Annotated in this window: 15 protein-coding genes and 2 riboswitches; of the genes, 6 read left to right on the top strand and 9 right to left on the bottom strand. The window is 59.8% G+C overall.

The window, feature by feature from the left end:
- Positions 1-26: 26 nt before the first annotated feature.
- Complete coding sequence (locus tag IV109_RS13425; RefSeq protein WP_296697247.1) at positions 27-347, bottom strand: 2Fe-2S iron-sulfur cluster-binding protein; 321 nt, start codon at positions 345-347, stop codon at positions 27-29.
- Between the two features lie 142 nt (positions 348-489).
- Here IV109_RS13425 and IV109_RS13430 point away from each other — a divergent pair, with 142 nt between their 5' ends.
- Positions 490-1,587 carry an alcohol dehydrogenase gene (locus IV109_RS13430; protein WP_296697249.1) on the top strand — a complete coding sequence of 366 codons (1,098 nt, stop codon included), beginning with the start codon at positions 490-492 and terminating at the stop codon, positions 1,585-1,587.
- Here the strand turns inward: IV109_RS13430 and IV109_RS13435 are convergent.
- Together IV109_RS13435 and IV109_RS13440 are read right to left on the bottom strand one after the other, a co-directional pair.
- Positions 1,511-2,329 carry a THxN family PEP-CTERM protein gene (locus IV109_RS13435; protein ID WP_296697251.1) on the bottom strand — a complete coding sequence of 273 codons (819 nt, stop codon included), beginning with the start codon at positions 2,327-2,329 and terminating at the stop codon, positions 1,511-1,513. The genes IV109_RS13430 and IV109_RS13435 overlap by 77 nt on opposite strands.
- 415 nt (positions 2,330-2,744) lie before the next feature.
- Positions 2,745-3,116, bottom strand: coding sequence for a carboxymuconolactone decarboxylase family protein (locus tag IV109_RS13440; RefSeq protein ID WP_296697253.1), 372 nt, complete (start codon positions 3,114-3,116; stop codon positions 2,745-2,747).
- 75 nt (positions 3,117-3,191) lie between these two features.
- On the opposite strand from IV109_RS13440, the gene IV109_RS13445 reads away from it, so the two are divergent.
- Positions 3,192-3,764: a peroxidase-related enzyme gene (locus IV109_RS13445; protein ID WP_296697255.1), complete on the top strand. Its 573-nt coding sequence runs from the start codon at positions 3,192-3,194 to the stop codon at positions 3,762-3,764.
- A 209-nt stretch (positions 3,765-3,973) separates the two neighbouring features.
- Here IV109_RS13445 and IV109_RS19115 read toward each other — a convergent pair whose 3' ends face one another.
- The 6 genes from IV109_RS19115 to IV109_RS13470 all read right to left on the bottom strand — a co-directional run bounded on the left by IV109_RS19115 (position 3,974) and on the right by IV109_RS13470 (position 8,375).
- Complete coding sequence (locus IV109_RS19115; RefSeq protein ID WP_366834242.1) at positions 3,974-4,417, bottom strand: lysozyme inhibitor LprI family protein; 444 nt, start codon at positions 4,415-4,417, stop codon at positions 3,974-3,976.
- Between the two features lie 129 nt (positions 4,418-4,546).
- Complete coding sequence (locus IV109_RS13450; protein ID WP_296697257.1) at positions 4,547-5,272, bottom strand: hypothetical protein; 726 nt, start codon at positions 5,270-5,272, stop codon at positions 4,547-4,549.
- 399 nt (positions 5,273-5,671) lie between these two features.
- Positions 5,672-6,091 carry an acyl-CoA thioesterase gene (locus tag IV109_RS13455; protein ID WP_296697259.1) on the bottom strand — a complete coding sequence of 140 codons (420 nt, stop codon included), beginning with the start codon at positions 6,089-6,091 and terminating at the stop codon, positions 5,672-5,674.
- The gene (locus IV109_RS13460) at positions 6,088-6,684 is read right to left on the bottom strand and encodes a chorismate lyase (RefSeq protein WP_296697261.1); all 597 of its coding nucleotides are present in this window, start codon (positions 6,682-6,684) and stop codon (positions 6,088-6,090) included. The genes IV109_RS13455 and IV109_RS13460 overlap by 4 nt, the downstream gene beginning before the upstream one ends.
- Positions 6,684-7,586, bottom strand: a complete 903-nt coding sequence (locus IV109_RS13465) for a DMT family transporter (RefSeq protein WP_296697264.1) — start codon at positions 7,584-7,586, stop codon at positions 6,684-6,686. The genes IV109_RS13460 and IV109_RS13465 overlap by 1 nt, the downstream gene beginning before the upstream one ends.
- 6 nt (positions 7,587-7,592) lie before the next feature.
- Positions 7,593-8,375, bottom strand: a complete 783-nt coding sequence (locus IV109_RS13470; RefSeq protein WP_296697266.1) for an SDR family oxidoreductase — start codon at positions 8,373-8,375, stop codon at positions 7,593-7,595.
- Positions 8,376-8,511: 136 nt separating this feature from the next.
- Between IV109_RS13470 and IV109_RS13475 the strand changes: the two genes are divergently transcribed.
- From IV109_RS13475 to gcvP, 4 genes are all read left to right on the top strand, one after another.
- Positions 8,512-10,212 (top strand): electron transfer flavoprotein-ubiquinone oxidoreductase, encoded by a 1,701-nt coding sequence (locus IV109_RS13475; RefSeq protein ID WP_296697268.1) that lies wholly within the window; start codon positions 8,512-8,514, stop codon positions 10,210-10,212.
- A gap of 16 nt (positions 10,213-10,228) precedes the next feature.
- Positions 10,229-10,331: riboswitch (glycine riboswitch) on the top strand.
- A 21-nt stretch (positions 10,332-10,352) separates the two neighbouring features.
- Positions 10,353-10,454: riboswitch (glycine riboswitch) on the top strand.
- Between the two features lie 14 nt (positions 10,455-10,468).
- Positions 10,469-11,671, top strand: coding sequence for a glycine cleavage system aminomethyltransferase GcvT (gene gcvT / locus IV109_RS13480; protein ID WP_296697270.1), 1,203 nt, complete (start codon positions 10,469-10,471; stop codon positions 11,669-11,671).
- Between the two features lie 59 nt (positions 11,672-11,730).
- Positions 11,731-12,102: a glycine cleavage system protein GcvH gene (gene gcvH / locus IV109_RS13485; protein ID WP_296697271.1), complete on the top strand. Its 372-nt coding sequence runs from the start codon at positions 11,731-11,733 to the stop codon at positions 12,100-12,102.
- Positions 12,103-12,116: 14 nt separating this feature from the next.
- Entirely contained in the window at positions 12,117-15,008 is a 2,892-nt protein-coding gene (gene gcvP / locus IV109_RS13490; protein ID WP_296697274.1) for an aminomethyl-transferring glycine dehydrogenase, read from the top strand.
- Positions 15,009-15,012: the final 4 nt, after the last annotated feature.

Here is a 15,012-nt window from a genome sequence, read left to right on the forward strand (position 1 = left end):
TAGCAAATGTGTAAGACACGACAGACTCAGTGCTGCCCTTCGGGAAGGTTGACCACGAGGCCATCCAGGGCATCGGTCAGCGTAATTTGGCACGCCAGCCTGGAGCTATCGCGCAATTCGGATGCGAAGTTGAGCATCTCATCTTCGGCGGGTGTGCGTGTGCCAACCCGCTCGGCCCACGCCGACCCGACAAACACATGACAGGTTGCGCAAGCACAATTGCCCCCACAATCTCCATCAATGCCGGTGACCCCGTTGTCAGTCGCCGCCCGCATCAGCGTTGTGCCGGCAGGCACTTCTACCGAATGGACTTTCCCATCAAACGCAATGAATGTGACAGTCGGCATGCGCTGAGCTCCCTGGTTGTAATGAGTTTGACAATCTATCGCAGCTCGGCCAATATGGCAACGGCATTAACCCGGCTGTGAAACTGGTTCATTTGCAACTGCACGGCCCCCACTACAAACCTGACGACCCGGAGTTCAATCTATGCAAAGCTATGACGTCGTCGAATGGGGCAAGCCACTGCAATTCGCCATGCGGGAGACTCCTGAGCCAGGGCCGTTTGAAATACGGCTTCGGCTGACTTACTGCGGCGTGTGTCACTCCGACGTGCACATTCGGCAAGGCTACTTCGACATGGGAGGCGGTGTCAAAAGCGTGCTGGCGGAGCGCGGCGTCAGGTTGCCAGTCACGCTGGGGCACGAACCCGTGGGAATCGTCGAGGCGGTCGGCTCCGAAGTTGCTGGTGTGCATGTTGGCAAAACCTATCTTGTCAATCCGTGGATCGGTTGCGGAAAATGCCCTGCTTGTCTAAGAGGTCAGGACAATCTTTGCCCCGCCATGGCGGCCATGGGAATGGCGCGACCGGGAGGCTTCGCCACCCATTTGATGGTGCCTCACGCACGGTATCTGGTAGACATTGAAGGCATCGATCCAGCGCAAGCTGCCATGCTGGCCTGCGCGGGTGTCACGGCCTATTCGGCCATCCAGAAAATAGGCCCTCCGCAAGCTGACCAGTGGGTGGCAGTGCTCGGTTGCGGCGGTCTGGGTCTGATTGCTATTGCCATCCTCAAGGCACTTGGACATCAGCACATCATTGCCTGCGATATCGATGACACCAAACTTGAAGCGGCGCAAGCCGCTGGCGTGCAGCATGTCCTGAACCTGAAGAAGCAGGGTCCAGCTCAGCTGTTGGAAATCTCGAAGGTCGGCTTGTACGCCATGATTGACTTTGTCGGCTCACCCGCCACCTCGGCCCTGGCCCTGCCGTCTCTGCAAAAAGGAGGGCGCTTTGTATCTGTTGGCCTGTTTGGTGGTGCTGCCACTGTACCTCTCGTTGCCCTGGCCATGCGTGAGATTTCATTGATGGGGTCAGCCGTGGGCTGCACCGCGCAAATACGGGAACTGGTTGAATTGGTACGCAGCGGTGTGCTCACTCTCCCGTCCGTGCAGACCCGCCCCCTGGCACAAGCGGAGCAAAGCCTGCAAGACCTGGAAGCCGGTCGCGTCATCGGGCGGATCGTGCTGGATACCGGCGGCGAACCAACGCCAGCGCCATCAGTGCCAGACCAGTCAGCGCAATAGCATCGGGCTCAGGAACGCTGAAAGGTGTCGTAGAAACGATAAAGGCAAATGGCAAAGGCGTAGCGGCGTTCTCCGGCGTGGTGAAGCCAATGCAGCCGCGATGGAGGATGTCACCAAATACGGCGTCGCAGGCCCCATCCTGCAAAGGACCCAGTCCACCCAACGGGAAGATGTTGACGAAATACGTGACTGGCGCATCGCCACCCAAACCATCGGTATCCCACTGGAAGGTCTGGTTCTGCAAAGGTGTGGTCAACACAAAAATATCATTGCACGGATTTCCCGCGGGACTTGTGGCCGGACAAGGCAAGGCATTCACTGTCTCCAGGAACCGGATATTCAGATTGATCGGCGTTGGGCCCGTGTTGGCCCCCGGCCCAGGCAAGGCGTTCAGAACCAGTTGGGAGTTGAGCGTGGCGCCTGTCATGGGACTGTCCGTGATGGCATTGTTGTCATGGGTGATGGTGCTGCCCGGCTGCGCATAGGCCAGGTTCAAGGGCAAACCATCCTGCTGAGTAGTGACCACGCCGGGAGCCGGATTGGCAATGGTCAGAGTGCTCTGTCCATTGCCAATGTCAGTCCCCCAACTCAACACCGTGGGCGTAACCGTGACACCCGGTGAGGCGGAGGTCCAAATACTGGTCGTCGTGTAGTTCCACTGGCTGACGATGGCGGCGTGGGCGGTGACCTGCAAGGCCAAACCAAACCCCAGGGCAAGAAACGCTCTTTTTGCAAGCTTCATGATTTTTACTCCTTTGCAGTTTCAGGCCCGCCCGTTCGCAAGCCAGGAGCAATCAGATATGCATAAGGCATGCCACATATATCCAGAGCATCAAATCACCACGTAAATCAAACACCTGCGCCATCACCTCCCTTATTTAGCGAGGGCGGGACACCGATCGTGTCAGAAGCACCGACAAAAGATGGGCGCCTTGAAGGTCAAACGGAGTTCATCGTCTTCGCTTTTCTGACTGCTCAGATTAGCCCCCTCAACATGGTTCACAACAGGCAAACCCGCATGGATATTGGCTTTGACGGGCCGCTGCTCGCTGTTGCGTGATCCACACGTCCGTCAATTTTTGATACTCCAGCAGGAAAATGCTGACGCTCAATGGCCGTCACAGAACTGAGACAGCCACCCTGCGCCGAGCGCAACTTCAAGCTGCGCCCTCCACCACTTCTGCAGCACTGCGAAACGCCTCCACCGCCGTGGGCACGCCACAGTACACGGTGGCGTGCAGCAGCACTTCCTGAATCTCGGCCACTGTCGCACCGTTGTTCAGGGCACCGCGCACATGGCCCTTGAGTTCGTTCTGCTTCCCCAAGGCCGTCAGCATGGCCACGGTGATCAAGCTGCGGGTTTTCAGGTCCAGCCCGGGGCGCTGCCACACATCGCCCCAGGCGTTGCGGGTGATGTGCTCCTGAATCGGTTTTGTGAAGTCGGTCATATTGCCCAGGGCCTTGGCCACAAAAGCTTCACCCATCACCTGCTTGCGTGTGGCCAGGCCTTTGTCGTACTGTGAATCCATGCTGTGTCGCTCCTGAAAAATTGCGGGTCGGAAAATGGGACAGGATAATGCCAGAAACCAACACGAGGAAACACCATGGCCCGCTACCCCCTTCCCGAACTCAAAGACTTGCCCGATGACATCCGCGCCAAGGTGCTGGAGGTGCAGGAAAAAGCCGGCTTCGTGCCCACCGTGTTTCTGGCGCTGGCGCGCCGACCGGCCGAATGGCGCGCCTTCTTTGCCTACCACGATGCGCTGATGCTTAAAGAGGACTCCGGTCTGAGCAAAGGCGACCGCGAGATGATCGTCACCACCACCAGCGCCGCCAACAAGTGCCTGTATTGCGTCGTGGCCCACGGCGCGATTCTGCGCATTTACGAGAAAAAGCCACTGGTCGCCGACCAGGTCTCGGTGAACTATCGCAAGGCCGACATCACACCGCGTCAAAAAGCCATGCTGGATTTCGCAATGAAGGTGTGCCTGAAGTCCGACGAGATTGGAGACGACGACTTCACCGCACTGCAGGCGCACGGCTTTACTGACGAAGACGCCTGGGACATTGCCGCCATCACCGCTTTCTTCGGTCTCTCCAACCGCATGGCCTCGTTCAGCAATATGTTGCCCAACCCGGAGTTTTACCTGATGGGACGTGTTGCCAAAGCCAAGTGATTCGCGCACTTGAAGCGGCAAACAATTTCAATTTAGGCAGCATCAATCCGGTGTCAACGTAAAAAACGTACGAGCGCAACAGGCCCATAGCGGACTTCGGTCGCGCTCCAAAACAGTCGTTACGTTGGCGCTGACGGGCACGCAACCCGTCCCGCGAAGCGGCAACCTGATGTTGTGTATCCGCGTGGGCCGACTCGTTAAGCGCCACGCTACTCATCGAGCGATTCAAGGAACATGGCACGATAGGCGCGCCAATGAAGATCGCAGACAACGAGCTCGTCAGTCCAGTCGGTGCCCCCAGTAGGTGGCCCAGCCACCAGTTCGCACTGGCTGCTAACAAATTTCAACCACGCTCGTTGGCTCTGCCTCAGTAACTCCTGCCGCTCAGGGCCAAGTCGCGTCAAGGCCTTCTTGTACGCGATATTCATGCGTTTATCTTGTCGCTGATTCTCTGCTCCAAGACACTGCCTCCTACCCGCTACTGATCCACCTTCGAGCGTAGCCAAACACTTTGTTAGGTTGGGCCCGATTCCCAAATCCGCCTCCGACTTTGTACCAGGAAGGTACCAGCCTCCTACACCCCGATCATCCGCAGCCAGCACTCCACTGCAAATGCAGACTAGCGCAATCAAAAGCAGATTTCTATGTTGCATGGGACTACACGATATACCGTTTAACAGTTTGAGTTAACCGGAATACGACAGAGTGACGTAGCCGGGCAAAATGAAATGACGCCCGGCGAAGGAACGCCGGAGTATGTCCGGTTAAACGAAGGGTTAGATTCAGTCGCCATCGAAGTAGATGCCGTCGATTTCTGGAGACTCGCGATTACCGGACGTCTTGAACCATCCAACCAAGCCAAAGTTCGTCCTAATAAGAAGGTATTGGTCATCGCTCAGAACGACAAAGAGACGCTCACCCTTCGGAATAAACGCGACGCTCTCCGTACCGTCTTTTGATGTCGTAATCGTGATGGCGACGTTCGCTCTTGACTCAAGGCCAACGAACTGGAATGGCTGCTTGACTTCTTCCAGCTTGCCATCCTGCACGGCAAACTTGCGCCGCTCCAGATGTAGCTTGTTTGTTCTGCCGATGGCGTAGATGAATCCGTTCCCAGGTAGCACAAGCTGATCGGCATCAATAGTCCCAATCGGCTTCGTGCTTGCCTCTTCGGCAAGCACGAACGCCGGATCGTTGCTTGCACCCGGATCAAAGTAAACGTAGTGACGAGTCTGGGATATTCGGTTCAACCGAGTTACCAGGACTCGGGTCATATCAATGCCATCAATGCCTTGTGTGTTGTACTTGGCGTCAAGCGGCTCGTTCAGCAACTTCGTTAGCAGAGGGTCAAAGGAGATCTGCTGCGGAATCTGGCTCACCCTGTCCTGAATTACGTGCGTTCGGAGGCCGGGGAAGGCCGGAAGACCTTGCTTGGCTGGTTGAGCGACGACGCATGTGCATAGCGCTGCCAATGTGACCGAGGCCAAGCTGCGAGCGGTAGTGATCATGTTGAATTTAACGTGATGTAGACCGTACGCCCTGAGGTGTATCCCAATACACCGCAGCGGAACTTGAGTGAGCACTTTCGTCGTAGCCCTTATGGGGCCTGCGTGCTTCTGAACTTGACATATTTATTCCCCCTGAATGACCCGAGAAACTCGGCAATTTTTTCACTCATTTTACGGAAAAGCCAAGACCTTCAAGCCACGCTGAAGGTGAGCTTTTTCAGTTGCCAGCGATCCGGATCGAACGACCGCTTGCGCCGCACACGCGACACCCGCCGCGCCCAATTCTCAATCGACATCTACGCCAGGCGGCTCGCAGGGTTTGGGGTATTGGTCCCCGCCGATTTCTGGGCATTTGACAGCATGAGGCGGGGGCCAATGCCCCAAACACCAAGTGATGGCTCAGCTCACCAGCGTCCGCATCCAGTCGGGCAGCGTCGTGGCTTTTTGCTTGGGAAAATCCACCCAGATGGTGGTGGCACCCCCCGCAGCGTAAATCACGCCGGGCTGGTCGGTGCGCTCCATCGTGCCCCAGCTTTCAAAAGTCGTGCGCCCCGGGTCGCTCACATACATCTTGACCCGCACATCACCGGGGTATTCGAGCTGCTTGTAAAAGTTGCAGAACGCGTTGACGATCACCGGTCCTTCGCCCTGCGGGTCTGGCTCGCAGCCGGCCGAACGCATCCAGTCAATCCGGCAGGTCTCCAGGTAACGAAAATAAATGGTGTTGTTGACATGGTTCATGGCGTCCATGTCACCCCAACGGATGGGAATAACCATCTCGTAGACCAGCTTCTTGATCTCGGGAATTTCGATCTTCATGTTCTCTTCCTTGAAAAATATTTTCGCTCGTTGCGCTGTTTCCGCACGCCTGCCGACCAGTGCCAAGGAGCCTGTGCAGAGGGAAATACCTCCATCACCAGCAAGGGCGCACCACAGCGGGTGAACACCGAACGACGCGCAGGCACGGCTCGCATCGCCATCGTCTCGCGCGCCGCCAGCTGCCAGGCCCGCATCACATTCCGATGCTCAGGGCCGGCAGGTTTGAACCGGGCAAACTCCAGCGGCGCGCGCACGATGCCGCGCCGCTTGAACAGCACATCCGCCAGAGGTCGTGTGCCCAGGCCCCGGATCGAGCGCCATGGTCCCTGTGATGCAGCATGGGGCGTCACGCTGCGCGCAAACACCACGGGTAAATGGTCCACGCGCAGCAGGACCTCGCGCACATAGCCCGAGCAGCGCCCCGGCAGGCCCAATGCGCGCGCCTCATCCGGACCCAGCCCCTGACGCCCTTGACTGAGCACCTGCACGGTGAAGGCGCGGCTTACACCAGCCAGCCGTGTACTGAGCGAACCTGTGGCCGCCACCCAGCGCCGCACTTGGCGCGGCTGAATCCTGTTCGTCGTCCACTGCATCAGCGGTGTGCCCTGATGGAAGCCAGGATACCCAGCGTGAACAACACGGCTGCGAGCAGCTGAAACGAACCCGGCCAGGCCCGATCCAGCAAGAATGAATACAGCAGGGCAAACAGGGTCTCGCTCACAATCAGCTGGCCGCACAGGCTGGCACTCAGGCGCTGGCTCGCCACGTTCCAAAAAATGGTCGCCACCCACGCTGACCCTATGCCAGTAGCTATGCAAATAATAGCTAAAGAGCCAATATTTTCAAGGGCCAGAAGCTCTTTTGCGCTTGAACCCGCGAGCAGCCACAACAGCAGCGCTCCGGCGCCGGTGGCAATGCCCAGCCAGTTGGCCCATTCGCTGGCGCTTACGTGCGGGTGGCGCTTAAGCCAGCGTGCGTTGAGCAGGCCAAAAGCAGTCCAGCTCACCATGGCCATCAGCGCATACGCCACGCCACGCCAAAAATGAACGCCACTGGGCTTGACCCGTCCGAACAGATCCGTACCCGTGGCAAACACCATGAGCGCCAGCCCTGCGGCCGTCAACAACAAGCCCGGCAACAAGGCCGACCATTTGAGCCCCAGCGGCTTGCCCAGCAACATCATCCAGATCGGAATGGTGCCGATGATCAGGCTGGGCACCTCGGTACCCGCATCGCGAATAGCCAGCGCCAGCAGCAGGTAGTAGCCGCTGAATCCCAGCAGACTCATCCCCACCGCGGTGCCTGCCTGGCGAGCCGTGGGAAGCTGGTGACTGGAGCGTGTGAACAGCATCGCCAGCGCCGCCGCCATGCCAAAACTCACGAAGCGGCCCGCCGTGAGATCCACCGAAGTCAGACCGGGCGTCATGCGGGGTGCCACAAAAACACCGCCCCACAGGGCACCAGCGGCCAGCCCCGCCAAAATGCCCTTCAACATGCGCGGTCAGGTACCAAAGCCATCGTCGGCGGAAATCACCGCACCATTGATGAAGTGGCTTTGATCCGCGCACAGCATCACCAGCAGGGCATCGAGATCCTTGGCCTGCCCGACCCGTTTGCGTGGCAACATCTCCATCAGCTTCTGGCCCTGCCTGGTCTGCCAGTGCTGGTGATTGATTTCGGTATCGATGTAGCCCGGGCAAATGGCGTTGACGTTGATGCCGTACTTGCCCCACTCCAGCGCCATGGCCTTGGTCATTTGCACCACGGCCGCCTTGCTCATGCAATACACACCGATTTGCGGCAACACACGCAGGCCCGCCATCGAGGCGATGTTGACGATGCGCCCCCCGGTGTAAGTGCCGGGCGCCGAGCCTTGGGCCCGGGCCAGCATGCGCTTGCCAACTTCCTGCGCCACAAAGAACGCGCCTTTGACATTGGTGTTGAACATGAAGTCGTAGTCTTCTTCCGTCACATCCTGAATTCGCTGCGTGGTACTGACACCGGAGTTGTTGATCAAAATGTCGATCGAGCCGACTTCGGTCTCGGCATGCGCGACGGCGGACTTGATCGAGTCGTGGTCGGTGACATCAAGCTCTGTCACGTGGGCGTCACCACCCTCGCCTTCGATCTGCGCGCGCAGGTCCTTGAGCTTGTCAACCCGGCGACTCGCCAGCACCACAGCGGCACCGGCGCGAGACAGTGTTTTGGCAAATTGCGCTCCCAGGCCACTGGAGGCGCCTGTGATAAACGCAACGCGGCCGGATAGATCGATGGTGTAGGCCATTTAGAGAGTCTCCACAAAACAAAAAGAACGACCGTCCGATTGTGCCAATTCACCGAATAAAATCAGCGCTGCAATCGCCAGCCATTGGCCGGGGTTTGAATACCCGCCACAACCCGATTATCAAGCGAGATACACCATGACAAACCAGGAAATTCTGGCCCAGTTCGGCCCCCGTGAAGCAATGGAATACGACGTTGTCGTCGTAGGCGGCGGCCCCGGCGGCTTGGCCACGGCCATCCGCATCAAGCAACTTTCCGCCAAAAGTGGCAAGGAGGTCTCGGTGGTCGTGCTGGAAAAAGGCTCTGAGCCTGGCGCACACATCCTGTCTGGCGCCATCATGGACCCGAAGGCCCTGACCGAACTCATCCCCAACTGGCGAGAACTCGGCGCCCCCTTGAACCAGCCCGTGACCGACGACGCCTGGACTTTCCTGGGCGAGAAGTCCTCCTTTCGCACGCCAAACTTTTTGCTGCCTGAATGCGCTCAAAACCACGGCAACTACATCGTCAGCCTGGGTGCAGTGACCCGCTGGATGGCCGAGCAGGCTGAAAGCCTGGGCGTGGAAATCTTCCCTGGCTTTGCCGCCGCGGAAGTGCTCTACAACGGCGACGGCTCGGTCAAGGGTGTTGCCACCGGCAACATGGGCGTGGGCAAAGACGGCGAACCCGGCGAGAACTTCCAGCTCGGCATGGAACTGCTGGGCAAATACACCGTGTTTGCCGAAGGCGCACGCGGCCACCTCGGCAAGCAGCTGATTGCCAAGTACAAGCTCGATGAAGGCAAAGACCCGCAAAGCTTTGGCATCGGCATCAAGGAACTCTGGGAAATTGATCCGTCCCGCCACACCCCGGGCTTTGTCATGCACACCGCTGGCTGGCCGATGGAGTCCGACACCTATGGCGGCGCTTTCCTGTACCACCTGGATGGCAACAAGGTTGCCCTGGGCTTCATCACCGGCTTGGGCTACTCAAACCCTTACCTCAGCCCGTTTGAAGAGTTCCAGCGCTGGAAAACCCATCCCAACATTCGCTACTACTTCGAGAACGACAAGGGCGAAGTTACTGCCAAACGTCTGTCCTACGGCGCCCGCGCCATCAACGCCAGTGGCCTGTCCTCGCTGCCCAAAACCGTGTTCCCCGGCGGCGCTCTGGTGGGCTGCAATGCAGGCTACCTGAACGTCAGCCGCATCAAAGGCAGCCACGCTGCCATCAAGACCGGCATGCTGGCCGCCGATGCGGCCTATGACGCCATCATTGCCGGCCGCCAGCATGATGAGCTCAGCGCCTACCCCGAGGCCTTTGAAGCAAGCTGGCTGCACACCGAACTCAACAAAGACCGCAACTTCAAGAACTGGTTCAAACACGGCCTGACCGTTGCTACGCTCATGAACGGGTTTGAGCAATTCGTTCTGCGCGGCCACATTCCCTGGACCCTGCGCCGCGACAAGCCGGACCACGCTTACCTCAAGCCCGCGGCTGAATGCAAACCCATCGTCTATCCCAAGCCCGATGGCAAGCTCACGTTTGACCGCTTGAGCAGCGTGTTCATCAGCAACACCAACCACGAAGAGCAGCAGCCGGCTCATTTGACGCTGAAGGATGCTTCGGTACCTGTCAGCATCAACCTGGCCAAGTACGCAGGTCCCGAGGCCCGCTACTGCCCGGCTGGCGTCTACGAGTTTGTGCCCGACACGGCCAAGGGAGGCGATGCCCAGCGCCTGCAGATCAACGCCCAGAACTGCGTGCACTGCAAAACCTGTGATATCAAGGACCCGACCCAAAATATCGTCTGGGTCACGCCGGAAGGTGGCGGCGGACCCAACTACGCGGGCATGTAAGCGCGCAATAGTAGAATCGAAACGTTCAGGAGAGAGCCTTCCCCGAGAAGGCCGCCGAAGGCGCAGGACTGCTGATTGCAGCAGTTTGAACGCTCAGGCAAAAGGACTGACAGGCGTTCACGGGTCGCACACCCCGTGAACGTTTCCCCACTGGAGAGAGGCTGCATTCAATGCAGTCCACCGAAGGAGCAAACCCGCATCGCCGGGTGAATCTCTCAGGTAAAGCGGACAGCGGGGGCAGCCCATGGCTTTGGCCATGGAATTCGACTTGCCCCTCCTGGATTCGCTGATGACCACCACGCCTGACAATCTTCTCAATACGCCGCTGAACGACCTGCATGTGTCGCTGGGCGCTCGCATGGTGCCCTTTGCGGGTTATTCCATGCCCGTGCAATACCCCAGCGGGCTGATGGCCGAGCACCACCACACACGCAAGGCCGCCGGCCTGTTTGACGTGTCTCACATGGGCCAGTTGCGCCTGATCGGGCCGGATGCCGCTGCGGCGTTTGAGAGCCTGATGCCGGTGGACGTGATCGACCTGCCCGTGGGCAAGCAGCGCTACGGCCTGCTGCTCAATGACGAAGGCGGCATCATCGACGACCTGATGTTCGTCAACCGCGATTACGCCCACGGTGGCGATATCTTTGTGATCGTGAACGGCGCCTGCAAGGTGGGTGACATTGCCCACATCCAGGCCCGGATCGGCACGCGCTGCCAGGTGATTCCCATGCCCGAGATGGCCTTGCTGGCCTTGCAGGGCCCCCAGGCCGTGACCGCGCTGCAACGCCTGTGCCCCGGCATCGACAAACTGGTGTTCATGACCGGCGGCAAGTTCAACATTGCCTGCGACAGCGCCGGGCCGCACCAGACCATCGAATGCTTTGTGACCCGCAGTGGCTACACCGGGGAGGACGGCTTCGAGATTTCGGTGCACGAGATGAAAGCCGAGGCGCTCGCACACGCCCTGCTGGCACAGCCCGAGGTCAAGCCCATCGGTTTGGGCGCACGCAATTCCCTGCGCCTGGAAGCTGGCCTGTGCCTGTATGGCAATGACATTGACACCAGCACCACGCCGGTCGAAGCGGGTTTGAACTGGGCGATGCAAAAGGTCCGCCGCGCGGGTGGTGCGCGGGTTGGTGGTTTTCCGGGTACTACAAAAATACTAGCGCAACTCGCAGGCGAAACGGGGGCTCTTGGCCGAAAACGTGTGGGACTGATGGCGCTGGAGCGCATCCCCGTGCGCGACCACACTGAACTGCAAGACCTGAACGGCAAACGCATTGGCGAAGTCACCAGCGGCCTGCTCGGCCCCACGATCGACAAGCCGGTGGCCATGGGCTATGTCACACCAGATTTCGCGGCATTGGGTTCACGCGTCAACGCCATCGTGCGCGGCAAGCCGGTGCCGATGGAAGTGGTTGCCATGCCCTTCGTACCCACCCGTTACTACCGCGGCTAAGTTGTCGCGGCTGATTTTTCGTTCTGTTTTATTGACCTCACATTTTTTTGGAGAAACCCATGACCATCAAATACACACCCGACCACGAATGGCTCAAAGTTGACGGCGACATCGCCATCGTTGGCATCACCCAGCATGCCCAGGACGCCCTGGGCGACGTGGTGTTCGTGGACCTGCCCGAAGTGGGCAAAACGTTTGCCGCCAAGGACATCGCGGGTGTGGTCGAGTCGGTGAAAGCCGCTGCCGACGTTTACATGCCCGTGACCGGTGAGGTGACCGAGGTGAACGAGGCCCTGCGCGCTGACCCGGCCCTGGCCAACTCCGATCCCATGGGCGCAGGCTGGTTCTTCAAGGTGAAGCTCGCCAACCCGGCCGAGCTGGATGCCCTGATGGACGAGACCAGCTACACCAGTTTTTCCGCCAACGCCTGAACCAGGGAATTTTCATGTTGATGCAATCCGCCAAACCCTTGAGCGAGTTGGAGAACGCCTCCGAATTTCTGGCCCGCCACATTGGCGTGGACGCCACCGATGAGGCATTGATGCTCAAAGTCGTGGGTTCCAGTTCGCGCCGTGAGTTGATCGACGGCATCGTGCCGCGCTCGATCGCGCGCACCAGCCGCATGGCCATCCCGGAAGCGGTCACCGAAGCGCAGGCGCTGGCAGAACTGAAAGCGATTGCATCCAAGAACCAGGTGTTCAGAAGCCATATCGGTCAAGGCTATTACGACACGCACACGCCGGGCGTGATTCTGCGCAATATCCTGGAAAACCCCGCCTGGTACACCGCTTACACGCCTTACCAGGCCGAGATCAGCCAGGGGCGCATGGAAGCGCTGGTGAACTTCCAGACCATGGTCACCGACCTCACCGGCATGCCTATGGCCAATGCCTCCATGCTGGACGAAGCCACGGCGGCGGCCGAAGCCATGACACTGGCCTTGCGCGTGGGCAAATCCAAATCCACCACTTTCTTTGTCGACAGCGAAGTCCTGCCGCAAACGCTGGAGGTGATCCAGACCCGAGCCCGCCCCCTGGGGCTGACGGTCAAGGTCTGCACGGGCGATGAAGCCTTGCACGAGGAAAGCTTTGGCGTGCTGCTGCAATACCCCGGCGTGAGCGGTGTGGTGCGCGACGACCGGCACTGGATCTCGCAGTACAAGACCCGTGGCGGCGTGGTCATCATGGCGGCCGATCTGCTGGCGCTCACGCTGCTGACACCACCCGGTGAGCTGGGTGCCGACATTGCCGTAGGCACCACCCAGCGCTTTGGAATGCCCCTGTGCAATGGCGGCCCGCATGCCGCCTACCTGGCCTGCCGCGACGAATTCAAACGCTCCATGCCCGGCCGTCTGGTAGGTGTGAGCGTGGACGTGCACGGCAACCCCACTTACCGCTTGGCGCTGCAGACGCGCGAGCAACACATTCGCCGTGAAAAAGCCACCTCCAACATCTGCACCGCGCAAGTCCTGCCCGCCGTGGTAGCCAGCATGTACGCGGTGTACCACGGCCCGCAGGGCCTCAAGCGCATCGCCCAGCGTGTGGCCTCGTTCACGGCCGTGCTGGCGCGTGGCCTGCAGGAAATGGGCTACAGCCTGGCCAACAGCACCGCGTTTGACACGCTCACCGTCAACACGGCTGGCGCTACAGATTTAATAGCTGAACGCGCACGTTCTGCGGGGGCCAACCTGCGTTTAGTCTCCAAAGAATGCCTCGGTATATCGCTGGACGAAACCACCACCCGCGAAGGCATTGAACAACTGTGGGCCTTCTTTGCCAAAGGCGGCCAGGTTCTGCCCAAAGTTGCCGCCAGCGAAAAAGGCATCGAACCACTCATCCCGGCTGAGCTGCGTCGCACCAGTGCCTACCTGGCGCATCCGGTGTTCAACACGCACCACTCCGAGACCGGCATGCTGCGCTACATCCGCCGCCTGAGCGACAAGGATCTGGCGCTGGACCGCAGCATGATCCCGTTGGGCAGCTGCACCATGAAGCTCAATGCCACCAGCGAGATGATTCCCATCACCTGGCCCGAGTTTGCTTCCCTGCACCCCTTTGCACCGCACGAGCAGTTGCAGGGCTACCGCGAGCTGGACGCACAACTGCGCACCTGGCTGTGCCAGGCCACGGGCTATGCCGGCATCAGCCTGCAACCCAATGCCGGCTCGCAAGGCGAGTACGCCGGGCTGCTGGTCATCAAGGCCTACCACGAGGCCCATGGCCAGGGCCACCGCAACATTTGCCTGATACCCTCCAGCGCCCACGGCACCAACCCCGCCAGCGCGCAAATGGTGGGCATGACGGTGGTGGTCACGGCCTGCGACGCGCAGGGCAACGTCGACCTGGCCGACCTCCAGGCCAAGTGCGAGCTGCACAGCAAGAACCTGGCGGCCGTGATGATCACCTACCCCAGCACCCATGGCGTGTTCGAAACCAGCGTCAAGGAACTCTGCGCCCTGGTGCATTCGCACGGCGGACGCGTTTACGTGGATGGCGCCAACATGAACGCGTTGGTGGGCGTAGCTGCTCCCGGTGAATTCGGCGGCGATGTGAGCCACCTGAACCTGCACAAGACCTTCTGCATTCCCCATGGCGGTGGCGGACCCGGCGTGGGACCGGTGTGCGTGGTGTCCGACCTGGTGCCCTACCTGCCCGGCCATGCCACCGGCGGCATTGCGTCCAAGGGCGTGGGCGCTGTATCTGCAGCCCCTCTGGGCAATGCAGCGGTGTTGCCGATCAGCTGGATGTACTGCCGCATGATGGGCCCGCAAGGCCTGCAAGCCGCCACCGAGGTGGCGATCCTGAGCGCCAACTACATCAGCGCGCGTCTCAAAAACCACTACCCCACCCTGTACGCCAGTGCCAACGGCCATGTCGCGCACGAGTGCATTCTGGATCTGCGGCCCTTGAAGGAAAGCAGTGGCGGCGCCAGCGGCATCTCGGCCGAAGACGTTGCCAAACGCCTGATGGACTACGGCTTTCATGCGCCCACACTGAGCTTTCCTGTGCCTGGCACGCTGATGGTGGAGCCCACCGAGAGCGAAACACTGGACGAGCTGGACCGCTTCATCAACGCCATGATCGCCATCCGCGAAGAGATTGGAAAAGTGGAGCGTGGTGAGTGGCCGCAGGACAACAACCCGCTCAAGCATGCGCCGCACACGGCCGCGTCGCTGATGGGTGAGGAATGGAATCGCCCCTACTCGCGCGAATTGGGCGGCTTTCCGCTGGCCACGCTGAAACAGGTCAAGTACTGGCCGCCCGTGGGTCGTGTGGACAACGTCTACGGCGACCGCAACCTGTTCTGCTCCTGCGTGCCGGTCAGCGACTACCAGTAGGAAT

The sequence above is a fragment of the Rhodoferax sp. genome, assembly GCF_018780565.1.
Classification (GTDB): domain Bacteria; phylum Pseudomonadota; class Gammaproteobacteria; order Burkholderiales; family Burkholderiaceae_C; genus Rhodoferax.

What these genes read in the sequence shown, in the direction of transcription:
- IV109_RS13445 (WP_296697255.1), top strand. Translation starts at nt 3,192, where the DNA reads ATGGCCCGCTACCCCCTTCCCGAACTCAAAGACTTGCCCGATGACATC.
- IV109_RS13475 (WP_296697268.1), top strand. Translation starts at nt 8,512, where the DNA reads ATGACAAACCAGGAAATTCTGGCCCAGTTCGGCCCCCGTGAAGCAATG.
- gcvP (WP_296697274.1), top strand. Translation starts at nt 12,117, where the DNA reads ATGTTGATGCAATCCGCCAAACCCTTGAGCGAGTTGGAGAACGCCTCC.
- IV109_RS13425 (WP_296697247.1), bottom strand. Translation starts at nt 347, where the DNA reads ATGCCGACTGTCACATTCATTGCGTTTGATGGGAAAGTCCATTCGGTA.
- IV109_RS13465 (WP_296697264.1), bottom strand. Translation starts at nt 7,586, where the DNA reads ATGTTGAAGGGCATTTTGGCGGGGCTGGCCGCTGGTGCCCTGTGGGGC.
- IV109_RS13460 (WP_296697261.1), bottom strand. Translation starts at nt 6,684, where the DNA reads ATGCAGTGGACGACGAACAGGATTCAGCCGCGCCAAGTGCGGCGCTGG.
- IV109_RS13450 (WP_296697257.1), bottom strand. Translation starts at nt 5,272, where the DNA reads ATGATCACTACCGCTCGCAGCTTGGCCTCGGTCACATTGGCAGCGCTA.
- IV109_RS13440 (WP_296697253.1), bottom strand. Translation starts at nt 3,116, where the DNA reads ATGGATTCACAGTACGACAAAGGCCTGGCCACACGCAAGCAGGTGATG.
- IV109_RS19115 (WP_366834242.1), bottom strand. Translation starts at nt 4,417, where the DNA reads ATGCAACATAGAAATCTGCTTTTGATTGCGCTAGTCTGCATTTGCAGT.
- IV109_RS13435 (WP_296697251.1), bottom strand. Translation starts at nt 2,329, where the DNA reads ATGAAGCTTGCAAAAAGAGCGTTTCTTGCCCTGGGGTTTGGTTTGGCC.
- gcvT (WP_296697270.1), top strand. Translation starts at nt 10,469, where the DNA reads ATGGAATTCGACTTGCCCCTCCTGGATTCGCTGATGACCACCACGCCT.
- IV109_RS13455 (WP_296697259.1), bottom strand. Translation starts at nt 6,091, where the DNA reads ATGAAGATCGAAATTCCCGAGATCAAGAAGCTGGTCTACGAGATGGTT.
- gcvH (WP_296697271.1), top strand. Translation starts at nt 11,731, where the DNA reads ATGACCATCAAATACACACCCGACCACGAATGGCTCAAAGTTGACGGC.
- IV109_RS13430 (WP_296697249.1), top strand. Translation starts at nt 490, where the DNA reads ATGCAAAGCTATGACGTCGTCGAATGGGGCAAGCCACTGCAATTCGCC.
- IV109_RS13470 (WP_296697266.1), bottom strand. Translation starts at nt 8,375, where the DNA reads ATGGCCTACACCATCGATCTATCCGGCCGCGTTGCGTTTATCACAGGC.